The following is a 26,580-nucleotide window of genomic DNA, read 5'->3' as shown; positions in this document are numbered from 1 at the left end:
CTGGTTTTTTTCATCATCCCCCAGGGCTTCGGCCCGCACTGCCGGCTGCCACGGTAGAAACGCCCAGCAATGGTGCTGGCGGAAGCGGGCAGCCTGGCCAAGGAAACACATGTCTGAATCTTTTGCCGCCTTATTCGAAGAGTCTCTGCAGCGCACTGAAATGCGCCCCGGTGAGGTCATCACCGCCGAGGTCGTGCGCATCGAGCACAACTTCGTGGTCGTGAACGCTGGCCTGAAGTCCGAATCCTTCATTCCGCTGGAAGAGTTCAAGAACGACCAAGGCGAGGTCGAAGTCCAGGTCGGGGACTTCGTCTCCGTGGCCATCGGCTCCATCGAAAACGGCTACGGCGACACCATCCTCTCGCGCGATACCGCCAAGCGCCTGGCCTCTTGGCTGGCGCTGGAAAAGGCGCTGGAGTCCGGTGAATTCGTCACCGGCACCACCTCTGGTCGCGTCAAGGGCGGCCTGACCGTGCTGGTCAACGGCATCCGCGCCTTCCTGCCCGGTTCGCTGGTCGATACCCGTCCGGTCAAGGACTTGACTCCGTACGAAAACAAGACCATGGAGTTCAAGGTCATCAAGCTCGACCGCAAGCGCAACAACGTGGTGCTGAGCCACCGCGCCGTGGTCGAAGCCTCCATGGGCGAAGAGCGCGAAAAGCTGCTGGCCACCCTCAAGGAAGGCGCCATCGTCGATGGCGTGGTCAAGAACATCACCGAATACGGCGCCTTCGTCGATCTGGGTGGCATTGATGGCCTGCTGCACATCACCGACATGGCATGGCGCCGCGTGCGTCACCCCTCCGAGGTGGTGCAGGCCGGTCAGGAAATCACGGCCAAGGTGCTCAAGTTCGACGCCGAAAAGAGCCGCGTCTCCCTGGGCCTGAAGCAAATGGGCGAAGATCCGTGGATCGGCGTCTCGCGCCGCTATCCGGCCAATACCCGCCTGTTCGGCAAGGTCACCAACATTGCCGAGTACGGTGCTTTCGTCGAGCTCGAACCCGGCATCGAGGGCTTGGTGCACGTCTCCGAAATGGACTGGACCAACAAGAACGTTGCGCCTTCCAAGGTCGTCTCGCTGGGCGAGGAAGTCGAAGTCATGGTGCTGGACATCGACGAGGACAAGCGCCGCATCTCCTTGGGCATGAAGCAGACCAAGGTCAACCCCTGGAAAGACTTCGCCCAGAACACCAACCGTGGCGATCGCGTCAAGGGCCCGATCAAGTCCATCACCGACTTTGGCGTGTTCGTCGGCCTGGCCTCGGGCATCGATGGCCTGGTGCACCTGTCCGACCTCTCCTGGAACGAGCCGGGCGAATCGGCCGTGCGCAACTACAAGAAGGGCCAGGAAGTCGAGGCCATCGTGCTGGCCGTGGACGTGGACCGCGAGCGCATCAGCCTGGGCATCAAGCAGCTTGACGCCGATCCGTTCACGACCTTCGTGTCCGTCAATGACCGTGGCCAGGCCGTCACCGGCAAGGTCAAGAGCGTGGACGCCAAGGGCGCCGAGATCGAGCTGGGCGAGGACGTGACCGGCTACCTGCGCGCCTCGGACATTTCCGCCGACCGCGTCGAGGATGCCCGCAACGTGCTCAAGGAAGGCGACGAAGTCACCGCCGTCATCACCAACATCGATCGCAAGAACCGCAGCATCCAGCTGTCCATCAAGGCCAAGGACGCCGCTGATCAGCAAGAGGCTCTGGACCACCTGGCGCAGCAATCGGTTGGCAATGCCGGCACGACCAGCCTGGGCGCGCTGCTCAAGGCCAAGCTCGGCGGCGCTGTCGAAGAGAAGTGATGCCGTGATGGCCAGCGCACACCCCCATGATTGAGGGCTGTGCGCACGGCCTCCGCTGCTAGTCAGCCGGGCCGGGCCTGTATGGCCCGGCCCGCTCACATTGCAGGCGGATGCCGCCCAGGCTGCATGGAATGTCGTACTGGACGCTGCGAGCCATGACCCGATCCGATCTCGTCGAAGAACTCACTGCCCACTTCAGCCAGCTGAGCCAGACCGATGCCGAATACGCGGTCAAGGTGCTGCTGGATGCCATGGGCGATGCTCTGGAGCAGGGCCATCGCATTGAAATCCGCGGCTTTGGCAGCTTCACCGTCAACCGCCGCGCACCGCGCACTGCGCGCAATCCGCGCAATGGCGCGGCCGTGCAAGTGCCCGAAAAGCGCGTGCTGCACTTCAAGCCCGGCAAGGCTTTGCGCGAGGCAGTGGATCAGGCCGCCAAGCAACAGGCCACCAAGCCACAGTGACACTGGCCCGGCAGCCGTTGTGCAGCAGTGGGTATGATGGCTGGCGTTGCTTGCATCCTGTGCTTGCCGCCGCTGTTCCAGACCCATTGCCCATTCCCATGAAATACCTCGTGTGGCTGCTTCGGGCAGCCTTTTTCTTTTTGCTGTTTGCCTTTTCATTGAACAACCAGCACCGCGTGACCGTGCATGGCTTTTTCGGCCTGCAATGGCAAGGGCCGCTGGTGTTGGCCATGCTGGTGGCGTTTGCACTGGGTCTGGCACTGGGCCTGGCCACGGCGATCGGGCGCTGGCGCCGTTGGCGCCAGCATGCAGCCTCGGCGGCCATGCCCAGCATGTTTCAAAGCAGCGCCTACCAACCCAGCATGTACCCTCCCACCATGCCGCCGGGCGCAGGCGTGCATCAGGCCGGGGCTCGCCGCGCGGCAGGCGCACAGGGCACACAGGAGTGAGCATGGATTTCGAATGGAGCTGGCTGTTGCTGGGCCTGCCGCTGGCCTTCATGCTGGGTTGGCTGGCCTCGCGCCTGGATTGGCGTCAAATGCGCGTGCTGCAGCGCAGTTCGCCGCGTACCTATTTTCAAGGCCTGACCTATTTGCTCAACGAGCAGCAGGACAAGGCGATCGACGTCTTCGTCGAGGCGGTGCAATCCGACCCCGAGACGATTGAGCTGCACTTTGCCCTGGGCAGTTTGTTTCGCCGCCGTGGCGAATACCACCGCGCTGTGCGCGTACACGAGCACCTGCTGGCCCGCGCCGACCTCAGCGCCGCTGATCGTGCGCGCGCCCAATGGGGGCTGGCGCAGGACTACCTCAAGATCGGCCTGTTCGATTTCGCTGAGCAGGCCCTGCAACCATTGATCGGCACCGAGCTGGAGCCCCAGGCCCAGACGGCGCTGCTGTACGTTTATGAACGCCTGCGCGATTGGCCGCAGGCCCTGGCGCTGCTCGAACGCATTGATGCGCAGGCCAATAGCGCGCCTGGCGCCGATGCCGCTGGCCGGCAACCCAGAATGCTCGGCCGCCAGGTGCACTACTGGTGCGAACAGGCCCAGCAGGCAGCCCGTGCGCGCGATTACCCGCAGGCCCAGGCGTTGCTGCAGCAGGCCCAGGCGCAGGCCAGTGCACTGGCCGCAGCCGGTGGCGCGCAGCAGCATGTGCGCCCGGCCATGGAGCACATCCAGCTGCTGCAACAGCAGGGCCAGCATCTGCAGGCCTTGCAAGCTGGGCTGGAGCTGGCCCGGCAGCAGCCCGAGGCCATGCCATTGGTGGCCTCCTGCGTGCGTGAGCTGCTGCCCCGCGTCGATGCGCAGCAGCCCGCGCTGCAGCAGCTGCACACACTGCTGCGCGCGCAGTACCAGCGCGAGCCCAGCCTGGACGTGCTGCTGACGCTGGTGGCCATCGAACAGCGCCTGGGTTGGCCGCAGGCCGCGCAGTGGTATGTGGAGCACGTGCGCCGCCGGCCCTCGCTGGTGGCGGCAGCGCGCTGGATGCAGGCCCAGCTCGATGGCACGCAGGCGGCCGCAGGCCAGCCAGGCATTGCTGCGCAAGAGGGTGGCGACAGCGCCGCCGCCGTGCAGGCCTCGCTGGACAAGGCCTTGCAACCACGCCTGCACTACCGCTGCACGCAATGCGGCTTCGAGACCCAGCATTACTTCTGGCAGTGCCCCGGCTGCCAGAGCTGGGAGAGCTTCCCGCCCCGGCGGGTGGAGGAGTTATAGCAACACCGGCGCAGCGCCAGCCCCAGGCCCCAGTCCTGCCCGCAGGCCTTTGCTCATGGGTTTTCTTTTGTCCCTCCCATCCCTCAAGACATTGCCATGAAGAATTTGCTCCGTCAGGCTGCAGCCCAGCCTGCCAACCTTGCCCACTGCCGGCCCATGCGTCGCAGCCTGCCTGCCCTCTGGGCGATCTGCGCGGCCTTGCTGGCCTTGGCCTTGCTGGCCTGGCCAGCGGCTGGCGTTGCGCAGGGCGTGAAAAATGCGACGGCCAAGCCCGCTGCCCAGCCCAAGCGCATCCAGCCGCGCGATGGCTATTGGCGCTGGGACATGGGTGCGACTCAGTCCAGCGCCACCTGCATGCCCGGCCTGGCAGAAACCCTGCGCCAGTTGCTGCCGCAAGAGCGCGGCGAGCAAGTGCGCTTTGGCAAACCCTTCCACCCCGCGCAGCTGGTGCAGCACCAGGCCGTGCGCTGGCAGCAGCCTGGCCCCAACCACTTTGTGGCCACGGCCCAGGGCGTGCAAGTGCAGGGCCTAGCCTTGCCCATGGACGTGCACTATGAGTTGCATGTGCTCAGCCCTACGCAGATGCGTGGCCAGGGCCGGGTGCAAATGCCGCTGTTGCAGTCTTGCGCCATCTCGGCCCCCTTCAGCTTTGAGCGCCAGGCCAAGACGCCTGGCAGCAGCGCACGCCGTTGAAACGATTGAGCGCCATGCATGGCACGACACAAAAGAAGACGGGCATGCTGAAAAAAACACAGGCGGGCGCTGCGCAGCGTCCAGCAACGCAGCGTCGTATGCGCATCGCCGGCTGGCTGGCCGCGCTGCTGCTGGCCCTGACGCTGGCCAAGATGTGCTGGGTGGTGCTGGGCGCGCCCGTGCTCGGTTATGCGGACAGTTGGGATTTCGTGCGCCAGTCCTCCTGCCACGGCGTCTGGCTCATCAATGAGCAAGGCCAACGTGTGCAGGGTGAGATCGACCACGTGCACACCCGCCTGCATTTCGACGGCGAAAAAGCCAAGTCCAACTGCACGCGCTCCAGCGACAACCTGTTCTCCAAGGTGAGTACCTGGGTGTTCGAGAAAGGCGCGGTGTTCGACATCCGCGTCATCGGGCTGATCAAGATCGTCGCCGTGGCCACCATGGCCGCCGCCCTGCTGGTGGCGCTGGGCAGCGCGCCGCTGCGCCTGGCTGCGGCCTTCCTGCTGGCGCTGGTGCTGGGCGACTGGGTGCACCTGCTGTACTTCAACACCCTCTACCACGAGGTCTCGACCATCGCCGGCCTGTGCCTGGCGCTGCTGCTGCTGGCCGATCTGGCGCAGCAGCAGGGCAGGGCCGGCCAGCGCGGCAGCGGCTACTGGTTGCTGTGGGTGTTGGTGCTGCTGTGGCTGGGCTTGAGCAAGCACCAGTACATGCCGCTGGCAGCGGTGCTGTGCGCGCTGGCCGCGCTGTGCCTGGCGCGCTGGCGCATCTGGCGGCCCGGCGCGCTGATGCTGGCACTGGCGCTGCTGATCCCGCTAGCCTACGGGCAGATGAACAAGCCCAAAGGAATTCACGCCGTGATCCCCTGGGTCAACAGCACCAACACCGTGCTGGAGGCCGTGCTGCCCGCAGCGCCTGACCCGCAGGCCGCGCTGCAGACGCTGCAGCTGCCGCCCAGCTGCATGGCCGGCAAGGGCCTGAACTGGTACGCGCCGGGCATGATCGAAAACCACCCTTGCCCGGCCTTGAAGCAGTTTTCCAGAAAGCGCCTGCTGGCGCTGTTCGCGCAGCAGCCGGCCACCTTTTTCACCCCGATGCGCATAGGTTTGGCCCGGCTCAGCCCCTTCCATGCCCATCCAGGCATCGTTGCTTTCGAGGCGGCTTCGCCAGATGGCAGCAGCGCTGCGCTGCGCCGCCAGGTGGCGCGCGGCAGCTCGCTGTCCACGGCCTTGGCGGCCTGGCTGGGCTTGAATCAGGCCCCTTGGGCCTGGCAGGCGCTGTTCTGGCTGGCGGCGCTGGCCAGCCCGCTGTGTCTGGGCCTGGCCGTGCTGCGCCGCAGCAGCAGTGGTAGTGCGCGGGCCGCGTACATGCTGCTGGGCCTGGGCGGCATGGTGATGTTCTACAGCCTGTTTTCCTCGGTGTTTGGCGATGGCTACGTCGAAGTGCCGCGCCACGCCGTCGGCTTTCTGGTTGGGCTGTACGCCTGGCTGACCGGGTTGCTGTGGCTGGCTGTGCAAGCCTTGGTGCGGCTGGGCCTGGGCCAGGCAGCAGGCCCTGCCGGGGGCCGAAGCGCCGTCTGTTGATTCGTGTGCCTGCCCGCGCAGCGCCTGTCCGGCTGGATTGCCGCATCTTCCCGGGTTTTGGGCGGGTAGGCTCTGAGCGGCCCCGGCGCGCTCTCGCCGCTGTAGTGGCGCGGGCGCCAGCGGCGGCGCTCAGTCCAGCCTAGGCTCTTTGTCCTGGCGTTCCAGGGGCAGGCTTTGTTGTGCGGTGCTGTCCTCGGCCAGGGGCGCACGGGCGGCAGAAGCTGGCTCTGGCGCTGATGCCGGGGCCGTACCGGGCGTGGCGGCGGCATCCGCTGTCTCTTGCGGGGGCGGTGCTGGCGGGGCTTTGCGGTGCAGACGTTCGATGGCCTGGGCGATGTCCTTATGGATGCTGCTGCCTTTGAGCTGCTGGCCGAAACTGCGCAGCCAGGCTTCGGCCTCGGGGATGTCGCCGGAGTGGGCCAATACGTCGGCCATCATGTCCAGCACGGCATCGAGCCGCGGGAAGTTGCGCAGCTCCAGCGTGCGGGCATCGGTCTGCGGCAGTTTTTCGTACAGTGCGCGCAGCACCTGCACGTGCTCGAATGCCTTGGCGTGCTCGCTGCGGTCGCGCAGCGCGCAGGCGTAGTACAGGTGCATGCTGGCGGCGCTCAGGGCGGGGCTTTCGTCGCTGCCGTCATGGGCCTTGAGGGCGCTTTCGAAGGCGCTGGCGCCCTGAGCGATCTCGCCGGCCAGCGTGGCCGAGGTGGCGACATTGAACCAGTCTTTGACGCTGCCGGTGCGCTGGGCCAGTTTTTGGAAGATTGGCCAGGCCTGCAGATACTGCTGCTGATGGAAGTACACCAGCCCAAGTAGGCGCATGCCTTGTTCAGACAGCTCGGCAATGCTGGAGCCTGCCAGCTCATGGGCCTGGCGCTCGGCCTGGGCGTATTGGCCTTGATCGAGGGCCTGCTGTGCCTGCGCGAGCAAGGCGCGCTGCTCTTGCTCTGGCAGCTGAAGGGTTTGCGGCGGACGAGGGGCTTTGCTCCAGAGCTGCTTGATGCGATCCCACATGGGTCAAGGGCCTTTTCTTGGACGGACGATGCATGGCGGACGCCCATGCGCTGCGGCAATACTAATCGAATGTGGCGCACTCCCGCGGGCTGCGCTGCGCTGGACTCGTTACCAAATGCCAATTGGGGCCCATTGAAGATGATGTGGCGCCAGCCAGAAGAGCTGTGCAATGTGTTTTCAACCGGCTCTCAGGCAGGCGGCTGGTTCAGGGCGGCCAGGCGCTGCGGGGTGCCTACATCGGTCCAGTCGCCTTGGTAAAGGCTGGCGCTGACGCGCCCGGCGCGCGCGGCGCGCTGCAGCAGCGGCCCCAGCGCGGCGGCTTGGCCTTGGGGGTTGCCGCGTGGCAGCTCGCACCAGGGCGGCTCAAACAAGGCTTGCTTGAGCAGGGCGATGGTGCTGTAGGTGTACGACGGGCCCTGCTGCGCATCGCTGGCGTGCTCGGGCAATGGGCGCGCCAGCCCATGTTCGAGAAGGAAGTCGCCGCGCGGGTGATGCGGCGGGTTAGGCACCAACCACAGGTGTGCCAGCGCATCGCTGCTAGCAAAGCGCGCGCGAGCCTGCGGATCAAAGCGAAACTGCGGTGCATACACGTCGCCTGCGACCAGCCAAAACACGTGCTGCAACTGTGGCAGCGCACGGGCGATGCCGCCGGCGGTCTCGATGCCGCCGCCAAAGTCCAGATCCTCGCGCGAATAGAGCATCTGTACGGCAGCCGGTGCAGGCGCTGGCGAACCCAGGCACTCGGCGCTGGCGGGAGTGCTGACCTCAATGGGGGCGAAACGCTTGCCCAGGCGCGCCGGGATTTGCTCGCCCAGCCAGCCGGTGTTGATGAGCGCGCAGTCGATGCCTGCACGCGCCATTGCTGCCAGGTGCCAGGCCAGCAAGGGCTGGCCGCGCACCAGCAACAGTGGCTTGGGTGTGTGGTCGGTCAGCGGACGCATGCGCTGGCCGCGGCCAGCGGCCAGGATCATGGCCTGCGCCAGTGCGGGGGCGCTGGCGTTGGCCTGAGGGCAAGTTGCTTGAGGCATGGCGGGGTTGTGCGGCGCAAAGGTCAGACGCTGTTGAGATTGGGGTTGCGAAGCGGTTTTCGGGGCAAAAGTTGCAGCAGCTGCGCAGTTTTGAGCGGCAGCGCCGCCACGACATTCAGTCTCAACAACCCTACAGGCCCAACACGCTCTAGTCCAGGCGATGGTGGTCTTGGCGAATCATCTCCAGATCGTGGGCGATGCGCGCGCCGTCGGTGCGCAGGTTGCGCCGATGCCAGGCCATGATGAGCAGCGTCATGCCCAGCACCACGGCGCCAAATGCCGTCATCGCCGCCGGGGCCGAAAGCCCCAGGTGCGTGGCCAGCACATACAACAGGCCCAGCGCCAGGATGCAGGCCTGCTCGTTGAAGTTCTGCACCGCGATGGAGCGGCCTGCGCCCATCAGCGTGTGGCCACGATGCTGCAACAGCGCATTCATGGGCACCACCATGTATCCGCCCAGCAAGCCCACCAGCACGAAGATGGGCACCACCCAGTACAGGTGGCCGCTCCAATGCGCTGGTGTGTGGAAGTGACCGTACAGACTCCCAACCCAATGCATCAGCATGACCACTGCGCCCATGGCTGCGCCCACCGGCAGCACACTGGTGGCGCGTTCGAGCCGCACCCGTGTTGACGACACCACGGCCCCCACGGCCGTGCCCAGCGCCACGATGCCCAGCAGCGACGAGGCCTCGGTCGTGCCCATGCCCAGGGCCACGGCGCTCCAGGCCAATACGATGTAACGCAAATTGCCCGAGACGCCCCAGAACAAGGTTGTCGTGGCCAGCGCAATCTGGCCCAGGCGGTCGTTCCACAGGCGGTTGTTGGAGGTGACGAAGTCGCGCATCATCGCCTGGAAGCTGCCCAGCACGCCCAGGTTCGAGCCCTTCCACATCGGGCGGCGCGCCACGCTGGTGCGCGGGATGAAGAGATTGATGAAGGCCGCCAGCGCGTAGATGACGATGATGCAGGCCATGGCCGCCTGCACCGGGTTGTGCAGGGCCGGCGCCATGCCTGGCAATTGCAGCGCCAGCAGCCAGGCATGGACCGCATCGCTGACCAGCGCGCCGCCCAGCACCACGCCCAGGATGATGGAGGCAATCGTCAGCCCCTCAATCCAGCCGTTGGCCTTGACCAGCAGCGACGGGGGCAGCAGCTCGGTGAGGATGCCGTACTTGGCTGGCGAATAGGCCGCAGCCCCCAAACCCACGATGGCATAGGCCAGTAGAGGCGGCGCGCCGGAAATCATCATCAGGCAGCCAATGACTTTTATGGCATTGCTGATGAACATCACCCGGCCCTTGGGCTGCGCATCGGCAAAAGCGCCCACGAACGGCGCCAGCAGCACATAAAACAGTGCAAACATCGGCACTAATGCTGCGCTTTGCCACTCAGGTGCGCCGCTGCGGCGCAGCAATTCCACCGCCACCACGAACAGGGCATTGTCCGCCAGGGAGCTGAAGAACTGGGCGGACATGATGGTGGAAAAGCCAGGTTTCATGACAGACAGGCGCAGCGGCCGCAGGTAGTGCAGAGGATGCCTGCGGCGCGCCAGCGCAGCGGGCAGCAAAGCGGTCGGTTATATCACTACTGCCATGGGGCAGAACCAATGGCCTGGTCTGGCGGCTCGGCAAAAAAACAGCGCCCCGCAGGGCGCTGTGTGTGCTGTGGCCTGTAGCCGCACAAAGTGGCTTATGCAATTTATGCCCCCATGTTCAATCGCCAAACCATGCGTGCGCGGCATTGCTTGCCTGCGCTGATCTGGTTGAAGCGCAGTAAGGGGGCGTGAAATCAGTTGCGCTTGCGCTGGCGGCGCAGGCCTGCTGCCCCCAGCAAGGCCGCCAGGGCGCCCAAGCCCCAAACGTTCAGCGCTGGTACGGGTGCTGCGTTGCTGGGTGCTGTGGGTGCAGCCGTCACATTGATGGTGTGCGGCGCGGTCAGCGTGGCGCCGGTGATGGTCACGGGGTAGTTGCCTGCGGCCAGCCCAGGGATATTGGCACTGAATTGGCCGCCATTGACGGTGGCGGGCACGGTGTGCCCACCCACGGTGACTTGGATCACTGTGCCGTCGCTGGCGTTGCTGGCGCCAGTGACGGTGAAGCCGGTGCCTGCGGTTGCAGTGGCTGGGCCGTTGATGGTGGCTGTTGTGGCCGGGGCGGGAGGGTCTACCTGGATGCTGTGCGTGCCGTTTTGCGTCAATGCCCAGCCGCTGGGGCCGGTGACGGTGACGGCATGGGTGCCTACAGGAAAGCCACTGGGGAAGCTGACGCTGAAGTTGCCGCCGGTGACGGTGGCTTGCAAGGCGGTGCCGTTGACGGTGACGGTGACTTGGGCGCCATCGGTCAGGCCGGTGGCGGTGCCGGTGACGGTGGTGGCAGCGTTGGGCTGGGCGGTGGCCGGGCCGGTGATGGTGGCTGTAGGAGCGGCGATGGTGACTTTGCTCTCGATAGGGCCGTTGTTCTGCAATTGGGGGGCCAGTTCGCCGGTGTCGGCGGAGCCGCCAGTCACCTGTGCACGGAAGGTGCTGTCTGTGCCAGAGCCAACGATGGTGATGGGCAGCGTGAGTGTTTTGTGGTTTTGTGCGGTGATGGCGCCCAGTGTGCATTCCACTTCCGAGGGCGCCGGTTTGGTGCAGCCTGCGGGCAATGCGGTGTCATCCACCTGCGCTTGCGCTGGCAGAGTGACCACGACTTTGCCGCCAGCGGCGCTGTCGCTTTGGCCGAGGTTGTCCACCTTGACGGTGAGCGTGCCGCTGCCGCCTACTTGCAGGGGCGAAGAGAGGGTGATGGAGGGCACCAGATCGGCAGTCGCCACGGTTTTCACCTGGCAGGCGCCCGCAGAGTCTTTCGCGGCAGCCATGATGCTATTGGCCAGCTGGCCAGCTTGTGCCGGGGCGGAGGCCAGAGCGAATTGGCTGGTGTCGGTAAAGGCGATCACACAGGCGCTGCCATTGGTGGCTGCGCGGGGGACGACGACGCCATAGGCCTGCACTTTGTCCGCAGCTGCAGGCATGGATGCGGGCGGGGTGTCGGCAGCGGCAGGGGCCAGATAGACGGCGTAGGGGGCGGGGACGTTGACGTATTTGCCATAGACCTCGACAGCCAGTGGGTCCAGGGCAGCGAAGTTGTCTTTGTAGGGCGAGTTGGTGTTGAGATAGACGGAGTTGCCTTGGGGGGCCACGCTGCCGAGTCTGGTGATCTCGTCCGCGCCGCTCAGGCCCAGGCTGTTGTTGAGAAAGCCTGCGACGCTGCCAGTGTCCGAAGGGCGGCAGCAGCCGTCGTTGAGGAAGACAAAGGTCAGATCGCTGCGGGTTTTGGCCCAATCCATGACTTTGGCAAAGCGCGCGGCATCGACGCCGTGCTGCACACCCGTGACGGTTTGATTGGGTTGGACGGTGGCGACCACCACGATGTCCACCCCGGCGGGCACGTCGGCAGGCAAGGCCTCGGTTGCGCTGGCATGCAGCAGGCCGCGACCGTCAACGGTTTCTGCGGGGCCGCCGGCAGCAGTTTCAAATGTGCTGTAGATGGAGTTGATGATGCTGATGCCTGTGTTGTAGCTGGACAGCCCTTCCTTGTCGGAGGATAGAACCCAGGTCTTGGCCTGGGCAGCGCCTGTGGCGCACAGCAGAGCAGCGAGTGCAGTGGCCTGCAGTTGAAAGCGTAGTGAAGTCATGGTGCAAAAAATCCGTAAAGTCAAAAAAGCATGCAGCCCCAGAGAGTGCTGAACTGCGGGGCGCAACAAATTGTAGGCGCGCCCGGCCAGTCGCGAAACATCGTCAAAATCTTTTTGCAGCTTGGGGTGATTCAGCCCTTTGCCGGCCTGCATCGAGACTCCGAACAGGCTCTCAGGGGTGCCACAATACGCGCGCCGTTTTGGCCCTTTTGACTGCTGTTTGTCCATGCCGCGCCCCATCCAAGCCACTGTTCATCTTCCTGCATTGCGGCACAACCTGGCTGTGGTGCGCTCCCATGCAGGTGATGCCAAGCTGTGGGCGGTGGTCAAGGCCAATGCCTATGGGCATGGCATTGAGCGGGTTTATGAGGCGCTGCGCGGCGCCGATGGCTTTGCACTGCTCGATCTGCAGGAGGCGCAGCGCGTGCGGGAGCTGGGCTGGCGCGGGCCCATCCTGTTGCTCGAAGGCGTGTTTGAGCCGCGCGATCTGGAGCTGTGCTCGCGCCTGTCGTTGTGGCACACCGTGCACTGCCAGGAGCAGATCGACATGCTGGCCGCGCACAAAACGCATGCGCCGCACCGGGTGTTTCTCAAACTCAATAGCGGAATGAACCGTTTGGGCTTTGGCCTGACGGGCTTTCGCGCCGCCTGGGCGCGGCTGAATGCCTTGCCGCAGGTCGATGAAATCTCGCTGATGACGCACTTCAGCGATGCCGATGGCCCAGGCGGCATCGCTGCGCAGCAGGCGCTGTTCGAGCAGGCCGCGCAAGGCCTGCCGGGCGAGCGCACGATCAGCAACAGCGCCGCCGCGCTGCGCTTTGGCCGTGCGCCGCAAACCCATCTGGACTGGGTGCGCGCCGGCATTGCACTGTATGGCAGCGCGCCCGACTACCCGGCTGGCACGGCCGCCAGCTGGGGGCTGCAGCCGGCCATGAGCCTGCGCAGCCGCATCATCGCCACGCAGCAGCTGCAGGCTGGGGCCACGGTGGGCTATGGCTCATGCTTTACCGCGCCGCAGCCGATGACGCTGGGCATCGTGGCCTGCGGCTACGCCGATGGCTACCCGCGCCTGTGCGCCACCGGCACGCCGGTGCTGATCGACGGGGTGCGCAGCCGCACGCTGGGGCGCATCAGCATGGACATGCTGGCCGTTGATCTGAGCGCGCCGCTGGCGGCCGGGCGCGCCAGCGGCATTGGCAGCGAGGCCGTGCTCTGGGGCCAGGCCAGCGCCGAGCACGGCGGCGCGCTGCTATCCATCGACGAGGTGGCCGCCTGCGCGCAGACCGTAGGCTATGAGCTGATGTGCGCCGTGGCCCAGCGCGTGCCGTTTTCGGTGCAGCCCTTGGATGCGTGAGTGAACGGGGCGTGAGCGGACAGGCGCTTGCCGATTGGCCCGCCCTGCCAGAACCATGCGGCGCCATGCGCACGATGAACATCTCCCTGCCCGAAAGCCTGAATGCGCTACCCCTACTGTCTGGTGTTTTACGTTGCGCGATCGAATCGCATCGACGTCTGGCGCGTGCTGCATGAGCGGCGCGACATGCCGGCTGGGTTGCATCCGGATGAGCCGTCCGTTTCAGGTTTCAAGCCACAGGGCTGATGCGCGCGACAAGCGCCCCGTTGGCGTTCTCGCTGCCGGGGCTTTTCTTCTTTGGGGGCGTTTGAGGCGCTCAAGGCGCATCGGTCTTGAGGAAGGCGCCGCGCACTTCGATGTGAACCTGGTCGTACACGTTGCGGCCGTCGGCGCTGCGCAGTTCGATGTGGTGCCGGCCGGGCATGGGGGGCCAATACCAGCGGCGCGCATCGGCCAGGCCGGTGACGCGCTGGCCGTTGAACCACCATTGCGCCTGCGCGGCCTGGGTTTGCAGGCGCAGCATCTGGTTGGCCGGCGGGATGTCCGGATCCAGCGCGATGATGGTGCCCGGCTGCGGCTCGATGATGCGCGCGGCCGTGGCGTGGCCGGCGCTGTCGCTGGCGGCATGGCCTGAGGCCGTGGGCGCGGGCAGGGTGAAGATGGCCTGCTCGGTGCCGGGCAGAAACCATTCCTGGCGGCTGCTGTCGATCGGGGGCGGGGCATCGGGGCTTTCTGGCTGGTATTGCACGCCCAGGCGCACCAGGCCCGCAGGCGGCTGGGGCGCAGCGGCCGGGTGGCGGGCATGCAGGTAGGCGGCCACGCTGGCCCAGACCGGGGCCGCGCCGGAGATGCCGCTGACATCGTGCATGGGCGAGCCATCGGCATTGCCGACCCACACGCCGATGGCAAAGCGCGGCGTGTAGCCGATGGCCCAGTTGTCGCGCATGTCCTTGCTGGTGCCGGTCTTGACGGCGCTCCAAAAGCGCGTGGCCAGCGCACTGTCGGTGCCGAAGGTCAGCAGCCGGGCGTGGCGGTCCGAGAGCATGTCGCCGACGATGAAGGCCACGCGCTCGTCCCAGATGCGTGGCGCATCGTCGGCCGGGCGCGGCGTATTGGCTGGCGCGCGGGCGCTGCGCACGGCGCCGTGCAGGCCGCCATTGGCCAGGGTGCGGTAGGCGTTGGTCAGTTGCAGCAGGCTGACGTCCACCCCGCCCAGCGCCAGGCTGTGGCCGTAGAAGCCGGCGGGCTCGGGCAGGGCAAAGCCCAGCGCGCGCAGCTGCTGGGCGAAGGCATCGGGCGTGACCATGCCCAGCGTGCGCACGGCCGGGATGTTCAGCGAGCTGCCCAGCGCCTGGCGCACGGAGACCCAGCCGCGGTAGCGCAGGTCGTAGTTCTCTGGCGCGTACAGCCCGAAGGCGGTGGGGATGCGCGCGGGCGAGTCGTCCAGCAGCGAGGCGGCTGTCAGGCGGCGCTGTGCAATGGCCTGGGCGTAGAGGAAGGGTTTGAGCGTGGAGCCGGGCTGACGCAGCGCCTGCACGGCGTCCACTTCGGCGGCCTGGCTCAGCTGCGCTCCGGAGGAGCCGACCCAGGCCAGCACTTCGCCGCTGGCGTTGTCCAGCACCAGCACGGCGCCGTCGCGCACATTCTGGTGTTGCAGCTGCTGCAGTTGCCGGCGCAGCGTGTGCGCGGCGTGGCGTTGCAGCCCGGCGTCCAGCGAGCTGGGGAGCTCGGCTGGCAATGGCTGATCTTGCAGCCCTTGCTGCGTTTGCTGCTCGTGGTATTGCTGCAGCGCATAGCGGGCGAAGTGCGGCGCATCGCCTTGCTCGGGCTCGAAATGGCGGCGGCGCAGGGCCGCTTCGGTGTAGAAGGCCAGCGCCTTGCAGTCGCGCCCCCAGGGCGATTGGGCCGCTTGCAGCACCAGGCAGGCGCGCTCGGCCACGCGCGCCACGGGCGCGTTGGGCGCGCGCAGCAGCGCGGCGGCAATGGCGGCCTCGCGCTGGTCCAGGCCGTGCGGGGCCTTGTCGAACAGGCTGCGCGAGAGCGCGTCGATGCCCTGCAGCTCGCCGCGAAAGGGCACCAGGTTCAGATAGGCCTCCAGCACCTGGGCCTTGCTCCAGTCCTGCTCCAGATCGCGCGCGGACCACAGCTGGCGCCACTTCTGCCCCCAGCTGCGCCCGCCGGGGCGGCTGCGCAGCGCCTCGTTGAGCAGGCCGGCCAGCTGCATGGTGATGGTGGAGGCGCCGCGCGTGCGCTCGTTCCACAGATTGCCCCAGGCGGCCGCGCCCACGGCGGCCCAGTCCACGCCGCTGTGCTCGTAAAAGCGCTTGTCCTCGGTCAGCACGATGGCGTGCAGCAGCGCGGGGGAGACGGCCTGCAGCGCCACCCAGTCGCCCCGGCGCACGCTGAAATCGGTGCGCAGGCGCTGCAGGCGCTGGCCGTGGCGGTCCAGCAGCCAGGTTTCGGAGGAGTGAAATTCCTGCCGCACCTGCTCAAAGCTGGGCAGGCTATCGGCCAGCGCTGGCGCGCTCGCGCCCGCCAGCGCCAGGCCGGCCAGCAGCAGGCCGCTGGCCAGCAAGCGCCGCGCCGCGCCGCGCCAACTGCGCAGATAGCGCTTACTGCGCTGCGGACGCGGCCACGCTGAACTGGGCATTGGGGGTCTCGCCGAAGAACTGCGGCATGTACAGGGCTTCGGCGCGCGTGGGTGGCAGCTGGAACTGGCCGGGCTGGTTCAGGCGTACGGTGTAGCTGTAGCGGGTCTGCCCGGCGGGCAGGCCGTGGTAGTACACGCGCATGGCATCGTGCTTGCGCTCCACCCAGGCGATGCGCCACCAGCTGTCATCGTGGCCCTCGTCGCCTCCGGCCTGGCTGTCGATGGCCGAGTCGCGCCCCAGGCCGCTGCCCAGGATGGTGCTGCCGGCGGGGATGGGGTCGGTCAGCACGGTCATGTTCAGCTGCGCGGCGCTGTCGAGCAGCAGGTGCACGCGGTAGACGTCGCCGGGGCTCCAGCGCCCGGGCTGGGCCTGCACCACGGGGGTGATGCGCTTTTCCACGCGCAGGCCGCTGTGCACCGGGGCCGTCAGCGGCATGGCCGCCAGCGCCGAGATGGTCAGCCAGGGTCGGCCGGTGCCCAGCTGCGCCACTTTCAGCTGCGCGGCGGCCTGGCCATCGCCCAGGCGGGCGATGGCGTCGGGCCAGGCAAACTGCATTTGCAGGCGCGATATGCCCTTGCCTTCGCCGCGCGCTGCGCCTTGGCCTTCGCTGGTCGAGGGCGCGGGCCAGTCGCGCTGCTGCTGCTCGCCGCCCAGGCGGGCTTGCAGCGCGCCGCCCACGGGCTCGCTCTCGTGCAGGTTGGAGAAGCGCCGCAGTGCCAGCTGGCCCCACAGGTTGGCGGTGGTGGTGCGCCAGGCGCCGTTGTTCTGGCGCGCCAGCAGGGCGCTGGCCAGGGCGCCTGCGTCGTCCTTCCAGCCGGGCAAGTCGGCGGTGAGCAGCAGCAGGCGCGCGGCGTCGCTGTCGGGGTTTTGCATCAGCCACCAGCCATGGTGCGGCCCGTTTTGCTCCAGGATCAGCTGCGTGCCGGTGTGCTGCAGGCGGTTGCGCAGGGTTTGCTCGGCCTGGGCCTGCAGCTTGGCGCGCTGGGGCAGGCTGGGCAGGTTGCGCAGGATTTGCAGCCAGTCCAGCACGGCGTAGGTGGACCAGGCGCTGGGGGTGATTTCCAGGTTTTCGATCATGCTGGGCTGGGCCGCGCCGTGCATGCTGAGTGCGGCCAGGGCCATCAGGCGCTCGGCGCTGCGCTCATGCCGTGCATTCGGGTAGTAGGGCGGGGCCTTGAGATCGAGCCGGCCGACCACGAAGTCTTCCAGCGCCTTGAGCATGCGTTGGCGCGAGTCGGCGTCGATGCGCATGTGGTGCATGCCCAGCTGCTGCATGACGGAGTCCACCTGCAGCAAATGGGCCGTCAGGGGCACACTGCCCTGGTAGCGGCTGCTGGGCGGGAAGTAGCCAGCCAGGCCGTTGTCGTCCAGGAAGCTGGGCAGATCGGCCTGCACGGACTGGAACAGCTGCTCGTCCAGCAGGCCGATGGCCTTGCTGTGGCGCTGCTCCAGGCAGGCGTAGGGGTAGTGCTTCCACCAGCGCTGCAGGCCGGGCAGCAGGTCGCCGCCGAGCTGGCTCTGGGCCTGCAGCACGATGCCGCCGCGCCCCTCCAGCGCGCCCTCGGGCATGGCCACTTGCAGTTGCAAAGGCGCTTCGCTGGCCGCGCCCAGTTGGCGCAGGCTGGCCTGGCGAACCGTTACGGGCACGGCCGGCAGCAGGGTTTGCGTGATGCGCAGGCTGTCCTGAGGAGTGGTCTTGTCATTGCCCGGCGTTTGCTGGGCCTGTGCCTGCAGCTGCCAGTCCAGGCTGGCCTGGGCCAAGTCGCCCTCCAGCATGGGCGCGGTGACCTGCCATTGCACGGTTTGCGCTGCGCCGGCGGCCAGGCTGACGCTGCTGGCGGGCAGCTCCTGCTGGCCGTGGCGCGCCGAGACCTGCACGGTCAGCGGCTGGTCGGTGGTGTTGCGCAGCGTCAAGCGCGCGTCGTAGCGGTCGCCCTCGCGCACCACGGGCGGCAGGCCGCTGATGATTTGCAGATCGCGCGTGGCCAGCAGCTCGGCGCTGCCCTCGCCGAAGAACTGCACGCCCGCATCGGCCATGGCCTGGGCGTGGAAGGTGGTGACGCTGTCGTTGAGCGGCACCTGCACGCTGGCGCGGCCGTTGGCGTCCAGTGCGATGCGCGGCTGCCACAGCAGCAGGGTGTCGAACAGCTCGCGCGTGGCGTGCTGGCCTTCGCCCTCGCCGCCGCCGCCGCCTGCGGCCACGGCCTTGCGGCCGTAATGGCGCCGGCCGACCACTTCCATCTGCGCGGTGGCGGTTTGCACGCGCCAGGCGCGCTCGCCCATCATGGCTTTGAGCAGCGCCCAGCTGGGGTTGGGCGAGAGCTCCAGCAAGGCCTTGTCCACCACGGCCAGCGCCACCTCGGCATGGGCTGCGGGCTGGCCATCGGGCAGCTGGGCCTGCAGCGTCAGCGTGGCGGTCTCGCCGCTTTGATAGCGCGGCTTGTCGGGCGTGACCTGCACGCGCAGCCGGTGGCCGTCGTCGCCCACGCGCAGCATCGCCACGCCCAGGCGGTGGCTGGGCTTGCTCAAGTCCACCAGCGCAGTGGGCGGCACAGCCTCGCCAGTGTCGCTGCGCCAGGCGCGCCACCACAGGATGGGCGAGCGAAAGCCCCAGGTGAAGAAGCTGTACCAGGGCACCTCGCGCAGCCGCCCGCGCAGCGCCAGCACGCTGACGTAGACGTTGGGGCTCCAGCTCGGGTCGATGTGCAGAGAGAAGCTCGGGTCTTTGCCCGAGAGTTCGATGATCTGGCTGTGCAGCACGCCCTCGCGCTCGACGGTCAGCAGCGCCTGGGCCTGGCGGTAGGGCATGCGCACTTGGAAGCGTGCAGTCTCGCCGGGCTGGTAGCTGGGCTTTTCGGGCAGCACGTCCATGCGGTCGGAGGAGTCGGCATCGAACCACTGCTCGCCCTCGCGCGTGACCCAGATGCTGGTGGCGGCGCTGAAGGGGCGCGCTCGCGCATCCTGCACGCTGGCCACCAGTTCGATCTCGCCGGGCTGCGTCAGCTCGGCCGTGCAATCGAAGCGGCCCAGGGCATCGCTGCGGCCTTCGCAGACGGTGCCCAGATCCTGGGTTTCATGGTGGTGCTCGTACTTGTAGAAGCCGCCGACCATGCGCTTGCGCGTGCTCAGCGTGGTGTGGGCGCGGGCGCGCACGGCGATGGCCTGGCCGGCCAGCGGCTGGCCCTGGGGCGAGAGCGCGATGGCGCGCACCTTCAGCGGCTTTTTGACCGAGATCCACTCCTCGGTGGCGATGCCCACCAGCACGTCGCTGGGCCAGACGGGCTGCAGGCGGGTGATGGTCTGCGTCTCGCCGCTGGGGTCTTCGAAGTTGGCCTCGATGCGCAACTGGTGCGGCTGCGCCGCATACTGCGCGGGCGCGGCCGGCACGGTAAAGCGCCCCTGGCCCTGGGCGTCCAGCGTCAGCGGCTGCTTGTCCAGCAGCAGGCGGCGCGGCTCGCTGGGCGATGGCCCGTCCTGCTCGTGTGGGCCGTGGCCATCTGGCCGCTCGCTGGGCCGGGCCGGCGGCGTGAATTGGTAGTCGTGGTAGTCGTCGAATTGCAGCCAATGCGGCTCGAGCATGGCCGAGATCTTCACCGGCCAGTTCGAGGCATGGCCGCCGCTGAGGTAGGACAGCTGCAGGGCCATCTCCAGCGCCCCGCCCTCGGCCGTTTTGCCATCGGCCGCGGCCAGGGGCGTGATGCGCCCTTCCAGCACCGGCAGGCGGAACTCTTCGACCCGGAATTGGGCGGTGGTGGCACTCACCTGGTTCGGGCCCTGGCGTTGCAGGCTGATGCTGTAGCGGCCCAGCGGCGCCATGGCCGGCAGCTTCAGGCTGCTGGTGGCCACCATGCCGCCGCCGGCGGTGCGCTCCCATTGCAGCTTTTGCTCGAACTCGCGCTGGCTGCCGTGGTGGCGCACGAACAAGGTATCGGGCAGGGCACCGGTGGCCGGGGTGGCCAGGCCGCTGGGCACCTCGGCGCGGGCGTAGTGTTTCATGGACACGGTTTCGCCGGCGCGCAGCAGGTTGCGATCGAGCACCGTGTGCAGCTTGGTCTTGTTCTGGGGCTGGAGGTGGTCGCTGTAGCTGTGCTGGAAGCGCCAGGGCTCGATGCCGCGCTGCCAGTCGCTCCAGACCAGCGCCAGGTCCTTGCCGTCGGGCGAGCGCGCGCTGACCAGGTAGGCATTGCGGTGCCAGTAGCGGGCTTCGGCGCGTTCGCACTCGGGCATGCCGGCCACGTCGTCGAAACGCGCCAGGCCTTGCGCATCGGTGGTGGCCTGGGCGACCACGCTGCCATCGCATTGGTTGACCTGCACGCGCGCGCCGGCCACGGGCTTGCCCGTATCCAGCGAGGTGACCCAGGCCAGCGAGTTGTGCGCGCCGAGCTTGAAGTGCACGGCCAGGTTGGTCACCAGCACCGTGGTGCGCGCGTACAGCGTGCGTGGCGCATCGAACTTGGGGTCGAGCAGGGCGCCGCCCAGCAGCGGCGAGGCCACTTCAATGACCTGAAAGCCCGGCTCCAGCGGGATGCCGATGACCTCCGTGGCCTGGCGATCGGCATTGCCTGGGCTGGGGGCGATGCTGCGGCTTTGCGCCTGGGGCTGGTGCTCCAGCAGGCCGACCATGCGCGCCCGGATGAATTTGGGCTCGCGCGCATCCGGGTCGCTCGCTTTCGAGCGCGTGGGCAGGGGCGACAGGCCCAGGCTTTGTGCATAGTGGCGATGCACGTAGCCGTCCGGGCGCAGCTGCTCGGTGCGGTACATCCACTCGATGATCTCGGCATCGCTGTCCAGGCGCAGCACCCGCAGCGGCAGCTCCTGCTCGACCCTGCGCAGCGTCATGGGCAGCAGCGGTGCCTGGTGGTAGCCCTCGGCAAAGCGCTCGATGATGGCAAAGTCGCCGGTGGCGAACTTGGCCAGCGCTGGCGCGGCATCGGTGGCCACCTGCAGCGGGAAGGCGCTGGCATTGCTCAACGCGCGCTGGGAGTCGTCCTGCAGCCCGGCGGGCAGCACGAGCTCAAAGCGCGTGTTCTCAGGAAATGGCCCATCAAAGCGCAGCCAGCTCATGTGGCGGCCTTCGAGCTGCTTGGCCTGGGCCTGCCATTGCTCGGGCGTGAGCCTGCCCTCATCGAGCTCCACGCTGGGCAGCCATTGCCGATCGCCGGCGCGCAGCACGATGTGCGGCAGCCACTGCATGGGCACATCGTCATTGAATCGCAAATCCATGGGCAGCATGGGGATGCATTTCTTGCCGGCGTTCTCGCGCGCGCAGCTGAAGGTGGCGGCAAACGGCTGGCGCACGACGTAGTCGTAGTGCTCGCGTTTTTCGGTGGCGACGCCGTTGGGGGCGGCCATGCCCTTGTCCCAGACCAGCGTCAAGGTGGCGCCGGGGCTCATGCGCCGCTGGCAGGCCACGGCAAGGGTTGGGCCGGTGTGCTCATCGCGCCTGTGCCGGCTCTCGCGCAGCAACTCGCGCAGCTGCTGGTGCTCTTGATCGGGCAGCACGCGCAGCGCAACGCGCTCGCCCACGCCCTCGATCTGGCACCAGGCGTGCTTGGCCAGGCTGGCCGGATCGACGGGGCTGTTGAGCGTGAGCAGAAAGTACTGCTCCTCCTCGATCACGCCATCCCAGTGCGAGGGGTGGATGTCCACGATGCTGGGGCCACCGGTGTTGAAGTGGTGTTCGGCCAGCTCGGCCAGGGGCTGGCCGCCCAGGTCGCGGAACTGCGGGTTGCGCGCCACCTGGCAGCGCATGCCGCCGGGCAGCGGCTGCTCGAACTGGTAGGCCCATTGGCGCTCGTGCAGCCAGCGGCCCTGGCCCTTGGGCAGCGCGCCATCGCATTGCAGCGTCACCGGCGGCGTGGCCTGCGGCTGGCCGATGGGCACGACCGCCTCGCTCAGCGTCACCAGCACCTGCCTGGGGTGGTTGGCCACGTCTGCGGGGGTGATGGAGGTGATCTGCGCGGCCTGTGCGCCCAGCGCGGCCAATGCGCCCAGGGCCCCGGCCAGCCAGGCGCGGCTGCGGCGCAGGCGGGTGCGAATCGGTGAAAGCCTGTGTGCCATGTGGATTTGCCCCTCTTCGGTGTTGTTTGCAAAGGCTTGCGGCGCGCGCTGCAGCGCGCCTGAGCGCCTGTTCCAAATCATTGTAGGGCTGGGCAAGGGCCGCCATGCACAAGCTGCCAGCGCAAAAAAACAGGCCCCTTGTGGGGCCTGTGTGGGCAGTGGGGCGCTGGGCCGCACTGTCGTGCTTACTGGTCGGTCATTGGCTGGTCATGGGCCAGGCGTAGTAGGCCGCGCCATCCTTGCGGAAGTAGGGCATGATCATCTCGATGATGCGTTGCTGCTCGGGGATCATGGTGTAGAAGTAAGTGCCACGATGGGTGTTGAAGTAGCGCATCACCGGGCTGGTGCCATCGCCCGGGGTCGTGCGGGCGAACCAGGCCACGCCCTCGTAGACGTGGCTGTCGGCGAACTGGGTGCGCATGGTCTGGGCTTCGGCCTCATTGGCGGTGTAGAAGTGCGAGCCGACCACGTGGTTGTAGAAGCGGTGCACCGGCACTGTGCCTGGGGCCTGGTAGGTGTAGGCCATGAATTGCTCATGCTCGTAGGTGAAGCCGGGCATGTTGCGGATCACGATGTCGCGCTGCTCAGGGCTTTGGGTGTAGAAATGCGAATCGCTGGCGTGGTTGTAGAAGCGGTAGATCGGGCGCAGCGTGGCATAGGTGCTGTTTTTCTCGCCCAGGAAGTACTTCAGGCCATCGGCATAGGCCATGTCGAAGCGGCCATAGACGCTGGAGCCATCGCGCATGCTGCACGAGGCGCTGCCGGAGCTGAGCACGCCGATCAGGTAGTGGTTGCCGTCGGCATGGCGCGCGAACAGGCCCGAGCCGCTGCTGCCGGGCTCGGTGGTGCCGTAGCTGTAGTTGACGTTGAAGAAATCGCTGTAGTCGGCCGTGCCGGGGCGGCAGGAGGTCAGGCCGTCGGCATTGAAGGGCGTGCACACTGCGTAGCTGCTGATGCGGCCGTAGCTGACTTTTTGCAGGTCGCCCCTGGGGTGGCTGATGCCATAGACCGATTGGTTCAGCTCGCGGCTGGCCCACCAGCCGGAGAACAGCACGTTGCCGCGCGGCAGCGCGTTGAGCACCAGCAAGGTGGTGTCGAAGCGGCGCTCGGAATAGACCAGGCGCGCGCCGGCCTCAATGCCAAACAAGCGGTTGTGCTCCTTGGAGACGCCGCTGTCCGCGGTGCAGGTCTCGGTGTGGAAGCGCCAGTCGGTCTCCAGCGAGGAGGCCACGGGCTGGGTGCTGATGCAGTGCTCGGCCGTGATGAAGTAGGGCGTGCCCGAGCGCGCCTGATCGGCCACCAGAGTGCCGGTGCAGTAGCCGCTGTTGCCGTCCACGGTCATCAGCATGCGGCCTACGGATTTGCGCACTTCGCTGATTTCCGTGGCGCAGGTGGCGTCGTAGTTGCAGCCTTCGGACATGCCGATGCGTTCGAGCTTGCCCATCTCGGCCAGGGCCACTTCGGGCGACTCAAAGAAGTGCGACAGCGTGGGCATGGCCACCTGCACGCCGGCCGGATCCAGCCCGGCGGGCACTTCGATTTCAAGCACGGCCGCATCGCCAGCGACGGTGGGCAGCCAGTAGGTGTTGATTTGCTCGGGTGTCAGGCCAGCGGCGCCGACGCTGTTGCTGGCGTTCAGAGCCAGGGTTTCCTGAATGTGCGCGCCGCTGATTTCAATGGCGGCATCGGCCTGGCCGGGCGCGTAAACGCGCACGATGGCTGTGGCCGGCAGGGCATCGACCAGCAGGCCCAGGCGCAGCGCGAAGGCGTTGTCCGACTGGTATTGCAGCGCGGCGGCGTGCGCGCCGCTGGGCAGGGCCTGCCACTGCAGGTTTTGGGCCGTGGCCTTGGCGGTGCCGGTGGCGGCGCTGGCGCGGGCCGCGCCGACCTGGTGCGCGCCGGCCATGGGGGCGCTGGCCAGCTTGGTGAACAGGGCCTGCTCATCCATGGCGCCCAGCGCGATCAGCTTGGCGGCGGGGGCGATGCGGGCCTGCTTGGCAACGGCGGGCGTGAACTTGGCATTGGCCTGCGGGGCCTGCTCGTGGGCGTAATAGGACGGCGCAAACGCGGCCTCCTGGGCGCTGGCGCAGTGCGCGCCAGTCAGGCCGATGGCTGCAGCCAACGCGGCATGGATGTTCAGTTTCTTCATATGTGCCTCTCCAGTTGGAAAACGATGTATGCCTCTGCCCGCATGGCCAGAGCGGGGCGCCGTGGCCATGCGCAAACTCACTTCGAGAGCGATTTTAGGGCGAACCTGATACCTTCACTTACACTTATCGCGTTTGGTAGGTTTTTTAACGATTGTTGGGCCTCTTTGTCGGAATAACCCAACGCCAGCAGCGCTTGCAGGATGTCGGCATGTTCTGGCGAGGCCTGCTGGCCGGCCGCTGCAGGCAGGCTGGCATCGGCGGCATCGCCAATCTTGCCTTTGAGCTCCAGCAGCAGGCGCTCGGCGGTTTTCTTGCCAATGCCGGGGATGCGCGTGAGGCGGCCGAGTTCTTGCTGGGCAATGGCTGCGGCCAGCTCCTGCACCGTCAGGCCGCTGAGCACGGCCAGCGCCGTCTTGGGCCCCAGGCCGGAGACTTTGATGAGCTCGCGAAAGCAGCTGCGCTCCTGCGCGCTGCCAAAGCCGTAGAGCAGGTGGGCGTCCTCGCGCACGATCAGTTGCGTGGCCAGGCTGACGCGCTCACCCAGTGCGGGCAGGTGGTAGAAGGTGTTCATCGACACCAGCACCTCGTAGCCCACGCCTTGGCAGTCGATGAGGATGTGCGGCGGGTTTTTCTCCGCCAGGGTTCCAGTGAGTTTTCCGATCATGGCAAGCTTGTTTGAACTGGGCCGCAGCGGCTGCGGCCGCCGCGATAATGCAGGCGCAGTCTACTTTGCACGGCAGAGGGTGCCGCAGAGTCCGGCTGGAGTTTTTTTACTTTGGGAGAGTCCGCACTTGTCCACTGTCTTGCGCCATGCTTTCGTGCCGTCCAGCAATCAGCGCCTGGCCAATCTGGTGGGGCCGATGGAGTCCCACATCCGCACCATCGAGGCGGCCACGCAAACGGCCATCAGCCGCCGCGAGGGCGCCTTCAAGATCGAAGGGGCCAAGCGCAATGCCCAAAAGGCGCTGGAGGTATTGCAGGCGCTGTACGAGATGGCCGGCCGCGCCATCTCGGCCGAGCACGTGCAGCTGATGCTCGCCGGCGATGCGGCCAGCGTGCACGAGGGCGATGATGGCGTAGCCCGGCTGTCCACGCGGCGCAGCGATTTGCGCGCCCGCACGCCCAACCAGAGCGTCTATCTCAGCCACATTGCCGAGCATGACATCACCTTCGGCATTGGCCCGGCCGGCACCGGCAAGACCTATCTGGCCGTGGCCTGCGCGGTCGATGCGCTGGAACGCAATGCCGTGCAGCGCATCGTGCTCACGCGCCCGGCGGTGGAGGCCGGCGAGCGCCTGGGCTTTCTGCCCGGCGATCTGACGCAAAAGGTCGATCCCTATCTGCGCCCGTTGTACGACGCGCTGTATGAGCTGATGGGACTCGAGCGCGTGCAAAAGGCCTTCGAGCGCAACGCGCTGGAGATCGCGCCGCTGGCCTTCATGCGCGGGCGCACGCTCAACAATGCCTTCGTCATCCTCGACGAGGCGCAAAACACCACGCCAGAGCAGATGAAGATGTTCCTCACCCGCATCGGCTTTGGCGCCAAGGCGGTGATTACCGGCGACGCCAGCCAGATCGACCTGCCCAAGGGCGCGGTCAGCGGCCTGCTCGATGCGCGGCGCGTGCTCAAGAACGTCAAGGGCATTGCCTTCACGCAATTCGACAGCGGCGACGTAGTGCGCCACCCACTGGTGGCGCGCATCGTCGATGCCTACGACCGCGTGACCCCGCGTCCCGCTGTCGCTCCAACAGGAGGCAAGGCAGGGGCCAAGGCCGCCAGCCCGGCCCGCGCCGCAGCAGCGGCAGCAGGCAGTGACGACGCGCAGGAGCAGGCCGGCCATGCATGAGCCATCGCCTTCCACCCCAGCCATTGCCGCAGGCGCAACCATGCAGGCACATCGCGCTGCATGGCCTTGGGCAGGACTTTGGCTGAGCGCCGCGCTGCTGCTGGCCGCTTGCAGCGCGGCGCCGACAGGCCGGGCCGACCGCGCCTCGGCGCGCACGGCGGCTGCCGAGCTGGCCACCCCCCCCGCACGTTCGCAGCCGCAGCATCCCGCTCAGGTACGGCAAGTGCAGTACCGCTGCGACGATGGCCAGCAACTGCAGGTGCGCTATGAACACCAAGGCGGCCGCCCGGCAGGCCGCGCCATTGTGGAGTTTGCCGGGCAGCGCATCGCCATGCAGCACGTGGAGCAAGCGCTGCAACCGCACTACGTGGCCCAGGCCCAAAGCACGCAGCAGGCCAGCTACCGCTGGCACGCAGGGCAGGGCGATGGCGCTGGCGGCCTGAGCATCAGGGCTGCAGGCAGCGCCGCCATGGAAGTGCCGCTGCTGCAGGGCTGCCAGCGCGCCACAGGGGCGTCAGGCGCGCCAGGCGCGCCGCAGGAGTGACG

Annotated in this window: 17 protein-coding genes; 9 read left to right on the top strand and 8 right to left on the bottom strand. The window is 67.3% G+C overall.

All coding sequences use genetic code 11. The features are described from left to right. Positions 1-109: 109 nt before the first annotated feature. The 6 genes from rpsA (at position 110) to wsfD (ending at position 6,258) form a co-directional block, all read left to right on the top strand. Positions 110-1,798, top strand: a complete 1,689-nt coding sequence (rpsA, locus tag CLI93_RS07300) for a 30S ribosomal protein S1 (RefSeq protein ID WP_095541473.1) — start codon at positions 110-112, stop codon at positions 1,796-1,798. Between the two features lie 155 nt (positions 1,799-1,953). Then, the gene (locus tag CLI93_RS07295; RefSeq protein WP_095541628.1) at positions 1,954-2,262 is read left to right on the top strand and encodes an integration host factor subunit beta; all 309 of its coding nucleotides are present in this window, start codon (positions 1,954-1,956) and stop codon (positions 2,260-2,262) included. 98 nt (positions 2,263-2,360) lie between these two features. Continuing rightward, a complete protein-coding gene (locus CLI93_RS07290) occupies positions 2,361-2,711 on the top strand; it encodes a lipopolysaccharide assembly protein LapA domain-containing protein (RefSeq protein WP_095541472.1) in 351 nt (116 codons plus the stop codon). Positions 2,712-2,713: 2 nt separating this feature from the next. Next, the gene (locus tag CLI93_RS07285) at positions 2,714-3,979 is read left to right on the top strand and encodes a tetratricopeptide repeat protein (RefSeq protein ID WP_095541471.1); all 1,266 of its coding nucleotides are present in this window, start codon (positions 2,714-2,716) and stop codon (positions 3,977-3,979) included. Positions 3,980-4,075: 96 nt separating this feature from the next. After that, a complete protein-coding gene (locus tag CLI93_RS07280; RefSeq protein WP_095541470.1) occupies positions 4,076-4,672 on the top strand; it encodes a hypothetical protein in 597 nt (198 codons plus the stop codon). Positions 4,673-4,716: 44 nt separating this feature from the next. Further along, positions 4,717-6,258 (top strand): glycan biosynthesis hexose transferase WsfD, encoded by a 1,542-nt coding sequence (wsfD, locus tag CLI93_RS07275; RefSeq protein WP_143326327.1) that lies wholly within the window; start codon positions 4,717-4,719, stop codon positions 6,256-6,258. A gap of 129 nt (positions 6,259-6,387) precedes the next feature. Here the strand turns inward: wsfD and CLI93_RS07270 are convergent, their stop codons facing one another. The 4 genes from CLI93_RS07270 to CLI93_RS07255 form a co-directional block, all read right to left on the bottom strand. After that, positions 6,388-7,269: a tetratricopeptide repeat protein gene (locus CLI93_RS07270; protein WP_095541468.1), complete on the bottom strand. Its 882-nt coding sequence runs from the start codon at positions 7,267-7,269 to the stop codon at positions 6,388-6,390. A 188-nt stretch (positions 7,270-7,457) separates the two neighbouring features. Beyond that, the gene (locus CLI93_RS07265; RefSeq protein ID WP_238944862.1) at positions 7,458-8,297 is read right to left on the bottom strand and encodes a nucleotidyltransferase family protein; all 840 of its coding nucleotides are present in this window, start codon (positions 8,295-8,297) and stop codon (positions 7,458-7,460) included. Between the two features lie 148 nt (positions 8,298-8,445). Then, positions 8,446-9,798, bottom strand: coding sequence for a lysophospholipid transporter LplT (gene lplT / locus CLI93_RS07260; RefSeq protein WP_095541626.1), 1,353 nt, complete (start codon positions 9,796-9,798; stop codon positions 8,446-8,448). A 290-nt stretch (positions 9,799-10,088) separates the two neighbouring features. Next, positions 10,089-11,972: an IPTL-CTERM sorting domain-containing protein gene (locus tag CLI93_RS07255; RefSeq protein ID WP_143326326.1), complete on the bottom strand. Its 1,884-nt coding sequence runs from the start codon at positions 11,970-11,972 to the stop codon at positions 10,089-10,091. A 226-nt stretch (positions 11,973-12,198) separates the two neighbouring features. Between CLI93_RS07255 and alr the strand changes: the two genes are divergently transcribed. After that, complete coding sequence (alr, locus tag CLI93_RS07250) at positions 12,199-13,326, top strand: alanine racemase (RefSeq protein ID WP_095541466.1); 1,128 nt, start codon at positions 12,199-12,201, stop codon at positions 13,324-13,326. A 316-nt stretch (positions 13,327-13,642) separates the two neighbouring features. Here alr and pbpC read toward each other — a convergent pair whose 3' ends face one another. From pbpC to ruvA, 4 genes are all read right to left on the bottom strand, one after another. Further along, positions 13,643-15,976 (bottom strand): penicillin-binding protein 1C, encoded by a 2,334-nt coding sequence (pbpC, locus tag CLI93_RS07245; protein ID WP_172424210.1) that lies wholly within the window; start codon positions 15,974-15,976, stop codon positions 13,643-13,645. Next, positions 15,939-22,037, bottom strand: coding sequence for an alpha-2-macroglobulin family protein (locus tag CLI93_RS07240; RefSeq protein WP_143326325.1), 6,099 nt, complete (start codon positions 22,035-22,037; stop codon positions 15,939-15,941). Before CLI93_RS07240 ends, pbpC begins: the two co-directional genes overlap by 38 nt. A gap of 196 nt (positions 22,038-22,233) precedes the next feature. Continuing rightward, the gene (locus CLI93_RS07235; protein ID WP_095541464.1) at positions 22,234-24,186 is read right to left on the bottom strand and encodes a trypsin-like peptidase domain-containing protein; all 1,953 of its coding nucleotides are present in this window, start codon (positions 24,184-24,186) and stop codon (positions 22,234-22,236) included. Between the two features lie 77 nt (positions 24,187-24,263). Beyond that, the gene (ruvA, locus tag CLI93_RS07230) at positions 24,264-24,851 is read right to left on the bottom strand and encodes a Holliday junction branch migration protein RuvA (RefSeq protein WP_095541463.1); all 588 of its coding nucleotides are present in this window, start codon (positions 24,849-24,851) and stop codon (positions 24,264-24,266) included. A gap of 196 nt (positions 24,852-25,047) precedes the next feature. On the opposite strand from ruvA, the gene CLI93_RS07225 reads away from it, so the two are divergent. Both CLI93_RS07225 and CLI93_RS07220 read left to right on the top strand, forming a co-directional pair. Continuing rightward, positions 25,048-26,034 (top strand): PhoH family protein, encoded by a 987-nt coding sequence (locus CLI93_RS07225; RefSeq protein ID WP_238946618.1) that lies wholly within the window; start codon positions 25,048-25,050, stop codon positions 26,032-26,034. Next, entirely contained in the window at positions 26,027-26,578 is a 552-nt protein-coding gene (locus CLI93_RS07220; RefSeq protein ID WP_143326993.1) for a lysozyme inhibitor, read from the top strand. Before CLI93_RS07225 ends, CLI93_RS07220 begins: the two co-directional genes overlap by 8 nt. Positions 26,579-26,580: the final 2 nt, after the last annotated feature.

This window comes from Vandammella animalimorsus (assembly GCF_002288875.1).
Taxonomy (GTDB): domain Bacteria; phylum Pseudomonadota; class Gammaproteobacteria; order Burkholderiales; family Burkholderiaceae_C; genus Lampropedia; species Lampropedia animalimorsus.
Note: the sequence above shows the minus strand (reverse complement) of the source record. Positions and strands in the feature narration are given on the sequence as shown.

Coding starts and splice junctions, on each gene's coding strand:
- rpsA (WP_095541473.1), top strand. CDS start 110: ATGTCTGAATCTTTTGCCGCCTTATTCGAAGAGTCTCTGCAGCGCACT.
- CLI93_RS07295 (WP_095541628.1), top strand. CDS start 1,954: ATGACCCGATCCGATCTCGTCGAAGAACTCACTGCCCACTTCAGCCAG.
- CLI93_RS07290 (WP_095541472.1), top strand. CDS start 2,361: ATGAAATACCTCGTGTGGCTGCTTCGGGCAGCCTTTTTCTTTTTGCTG.
- CLI93_RS07285 (WP_095541471.1), top strand. CDS start 2,714: ATGGATTTCGAATGGAGCTGGCTGTTGCTGGGCCTGCCGCTGGCCTTC.
- CLI93_RS07280 (WP_095541470.1), top strand. CDS start 4,076: ATGAAGAATTTGCTCCGTCAGGCTGCAGCCCAGCCTGCCAACCTTGCC.
- wsfD (WP_143326327.1), top strand. CDS start 4,717: ATGCTGAAAAAAACACAGGCGGGCGCTGCGCAGCGTCCAGCAACGCAG.
- CLI93_RS07270 (WP_095541468.1), bottom strand. CDS start 7,269: ATGTGGGATCGCATCAAGCAGCTCTGGAGCAAAGCCCCTCGTCCGCCG.
- CLI93_RS07265 (WP_238944862.1), bottom strand. CDS start 8,297: ATGCCTCAAGCAACTTGCCCTCAGGCCAACGCCAGCGCCCCCGCACTG.
- lplT (WP_095541626.1), bottom strand. CDS start 9,798: ATGAAACCTGGCTTTTCCACCATCATGTCCGCCCAGTTCTTCAGCTCC.
- CLI93_RS07255 (WP_143326326.1), bottom strand. CDS start 11,972: ATGACTTCACTACGCTTTCAACTGCAGGCCACTGCACTCGCTGCTCTG.
- alr (WP_095541466.1), top strand. CDS start 12,199: ATGCCGCGCCCCATCCAAGCCACTGTTCATCTTCCTGCATTGCGGCAC.
- pbpC (WP_172424210.1), bottom strand. CDS start 15,976: ATGCCCAGTTCAGCGTGGCCGCGTCCGCAGCGCAGTAAGCGCTATCTG.
- CLI93_RS07240 (WP_143326325.1), bottom strand. CDS start 22,037: ATGGCACACAGGCTTTCACCGATTCGCACCCGCCTGCGCCGCAGCCGC.
- CLI93_RS07235 (WP_095541464.1), bottom strand. CDS start 24,186: ATGAAGAAACTGAACATCCATGCCGCGTTGGCTGCAGCCATCGGCCTG.
- ruvA (WP_095541463.1), bottom strand. CDS start 24,851: ATGATCGGAAAACTCACTGGAACCCTGGCGGAGAAAAACCCGCCGCAC.
- CLI93_RS07225 (WP_238946618.1), top strand. CDS start 25,048: ATGGAGTCCCACATCCGCACCATCGAGGCGGCCACGCAAACGGCCATC.
- CLI93_RS07220 (WP_143326993.1), top strand. CDS start 26,027: ATGCATGAGCCATCGCCTTCCACCCCAGCCATTGCCGCAGGCGCAACC.